The 3669-nt window shown below is 31.6% G+C and carries 2 protein-coding genes; both read left to right on the top strand.

Annotated elements, in window-relative coordinates; all coding sequences use genetic code 11:
* Positions 1-1738 (top strand): ATP-dependent nuclease (locus tag BMSHG_RS23025; RefSeq protein ID WP_019156818.1); only part of this gene is annotated, 1738 nt, incomplete at its 5' end.
* 2 nt (positions 1739-1740) lie between these two features.
* Entirely contained in the window at positions 1741-3561 is a 1821-nt protein-coding gene (locus tag BMSHG_RS23020) for an ATP-dependent helicase (RefSeq protein ID WP_019156817.1), read from the top strand.
* Positions 3562-3669 lie beyond the last annotated feature (108 nt).

The following is a 3669-nucleotide window of genomic DNA, read 5'->3' as shown; positions in this document are numbered from 1 at the left end:
TTTTGAACATAATCAAAATATTCTATCTGTATTGAGCGATGCAACAGTTTCTGACGAACCACCAACCTTAAGGTTGACATATCTATATTATCCAATCCCAAAGGCAGATGGAACAAATGAATACCAATATACGATTTTTCAAGGGACAAACAAAGATATAGAATTCACACATACCCATAGAAAATATTTAAATATAAAAGTAATAAATGCTATTCGGGATGTAGAAAGTGAAATGAAAAACACACGACGTTCACCAGTAAATCAACTACTAAGACAATATCAAATCGATAAGAGTGAATTAGAAAGTATAGCAATAAGGTTAAAAGAAATGAGTAATGAGGTATTATCAATCGGAGAGATCGAGGATTTAGAAAGAAATATTAATATTAGATTTTCAAAGGTATTAGGTGTACAACCTGATACACCTGTTGCTCTTGAAACCGTTGATATCGATCCAAACAGAATATTGAATACCTTAAAACTTATGTTAGGGGATAAGAAGCAAAGGCCAACTAGTGAGACAAGCCTTGGGTTAAATAATATATTATATATCTCTCTGATACTTCTTTCCTTAGAAGATAAGACAATTCCGACTTTTCTCAGAAAAGACAAATACGAAAAACTACTAGAAAACGATGAAGAGCATGTAATGTCAAAAGCTTATTTTAAGGATAAAAATGGGAATTATAATATTAAATATGGCTTATTGGAAGAAGAATTAACGAAGTTATATACATTTATGGAAGAATTTAATCCAGTAGCAGAAGGTTTTACAATTTTAGCTATAGAAGAACCAGAAGCGCATTTGCATCCAACTTTACAGCGAATTATTTACAAGGATGTTATGAAAAGTAATACATCAGTGTTAATGACAACCCATTCACCATATATTACCTCAGTTGCTCCACTTGAATCAATCGTTCACTTGCGGGGGAGTGTAAATGGAACTAAAGTACACACAACTGCTAGTCTTGAACTTTCAAATGGTGAAAAAAGAGATTTAGAAAGATTTATTGATGTAAAAAGAGGTGAAATATACTTCGGTAAAGGAATAATACTAGTGGAAGGTATAGCAGAAGAGTACATGATTCCTAGTTTTGCTGAACTATTAAGTAGACCATTAGATATTAAGGGAATTGTAACATGTAACGTAAACTCAACTAATTTTAAACCTTATGTGAAGTTTTTAGATTTCTTAGGAATACCTTATGTTGTAATTACAGACGGTGATTATTATTTAATAATTGATGAAGAGTCCGGTGAAAGAAAATATCATACAATGGTTAATGAGTCAGAGTCAAATGATAGCTATGGTTACTTAGGTTTGGAATTAATCGGAAACTTGTTAGTTGAATTAAAAAAGTTAGATTCTAACGACATTCCTGAAGATTTGTCAGATCAAGATTGCCTTTTTAATGAATATGGTTTTTATATTGGTAATTATACAATGGAAGTCGATATCTTTGATAATTGTAAAAAGAAAAAAGCTGCCCAAGAAATAATTTGTAGTGTATTTGAAGAGTTAACATCTGGTGGCACACAACAAAAGAAAAATTTTAAGCAAGAACTTGGTAATGGGGATTATTGGAGTTGTTTAAGGAAAATTGAAAGTAGTAATAATGGGATTGGAAAAGGGCGATTTGCCCAGCGATTATCGGGTTTATGTACGATTGACCATATCCCTGATTACATCAAAGATGCAATAATAGATATCTACAACAAAGTAGATGAGGGATAAAAATGGATCTTTTTTTTGAGAAATTTAATCAAATAAAAAAAGATGAAAAGCAGTTTGAAGCATTTAGCTCTAATACAAGTACGGTAATCATTGCTGGTCCAGGGAGTGGGAAAACAACGGTATTAACCCTTAAAATTTTGGATTTACTTAGAAATCAAATAAAACAACCAAGAGGGTTAGCGTGTATCACATACAGTAAAGAAGCTGTAAAAGAATTTACTGAGAGATTAAATGATCTGGGCTATAAAAAAAGACAGAATGTATTTTTAGGTACAGTTCATTCATTTTGTATAGCTGAAGTAATTGCACCATATGCAGCGCTGTACGATTTAGATATTTCTTTACCGTTGAAAATAATTTCCGAAAAAGAACGAATAGAATTATTTGAAAACATTGTTGAAGACCTTGAATTAGGGGATGCAAATTTAAGTATTGACGATATGGACAAAGAAAGAGCACTAAATATATCTGGGATAAGCATTGTTCATGTCGAAACTTATGATATAGCATTGAGGGTAGCTTTGGAATATGAAAAACGATTAGTAAAAATGGATAAAGTGGACTTCGTAGGTATTGTAAAGTACGCTACTTTGCTTATACAGACTAAGCCCTATGTAAGAAAATGTTTAGCAGCAAAGTTTCCATGGATATTAATTGATGAATATCAGGATTTAGGTAAACCTTTACATGAAATGATTCTCTCTCTTTTTAGTTTGACTAAAATAAAAATATTCGCTGTCGGTGATCCTGATCAATCTATTTATGGTTTCAATGGTGCCATACCTCAATACCTATTGGAATTAAAAGAAAATCCCAATATTAAAGTAATAGAACTAACCACTAATTATAGAAGCAATCAAGATATAATTGATGCTTCAATTTTGGCATTAGGTCACAAGAAGCGTTCATACAAAGCAGGGACAAGAGAAGAGGAAAAAGCCGAATTTAACTTTGTTACATGTGAACAAGATATAGAGCAGCAATATGAGCATGTTATTAATCATATTATTCCAAGATGTTTAGAAAATGACATACCACTAAGTGAAATTTGTGTTTTAGTTAGTGGTAATAAGCAAGCAAAACAGTTGGCAGGACTAATGGAGGCTGAATCCATTCCATACTATATTTCCAAGCATGATTACAAGAGAACAGATTTTATCATTTGGTTGGAAGACAGTGCAAAATGGGTGAACGATAAGGAGTCTCAATCCTTTACCACTCTATTTGAATTTTGGATAGATTTTACTAGAAAACATGACAAAGAAAAGCGGTTGCCTAAAGATATACTGAAAGAAAGAAGAATGTTATTTGAAGTTTTAAATGGAAGTAAAGTATATACTAACAACTTATTAAAATGGATAAAGTATGTACTTAAACGATTAAATATTATTCCAATACTAGAGACCTCAACTGTATATCCTGATGAACTGGATAATATTAGAGAGTTGGTAAAAACAATAGTTAAGGGGGCATTAGAGGGGACTACGGTTCAAAAGTTTGGCTCAATTGGGAAACCCCATAACCAGGTAACAATTTCAACAAGGCATAGCTCAAAAGGTTTGGAATTTGAGGTGGTTATTTTGCTTGGAATGGAGGAGGGTAACTTTCCATATTATTTAAGTGTAAATAATACAGAGAAATTAGCAGAAGAACATAGAGTGTTTTTTGTTTGTATTTCAAGAGCTAAAAGAATATGTTATTTATTACGTTCAAAAAGAATTACTATATATTCCAAACGATATGGCCGTTCATTTACTAAAGATAAAGAACCTTCAATGTTCTGGGATTTACTATATGAGAAGTATGGAGAGAATGGAAGTTAAATTAACAAATTCGAACAAAATTTTTTCCGATTAATTATGAATAATCCTTTATTTGGATGAAGAAATTAGATTTCTATTCCGGATAATTATGAAAATAACTGTAAGCCC

This window comes from Robertmurraya massiliosenegalensis JC6, from assembly GCF_000311725.1.
GTDB classification, from domain to species: domain Bacteria; phylum Bacillota; class Bacilli; order Bacillales; family Cytobacillaceae; genus Robertmurraya; species Robertmurraya massiliosenegalensis.
This window is presented reverse-complemented; position numbering and strand designations above follow the sequence as displayed.

Bases quoted from the DNA above. Each gene is read 5' to 3' on its own strand.
- BMSHG_RS23020 (WP_019156817.1), top strand. From the start codon at position 1,741: ATGGATCTTTTTTTTGAGAAATTTAATCAAATAAAAAAAGATGAAAAG.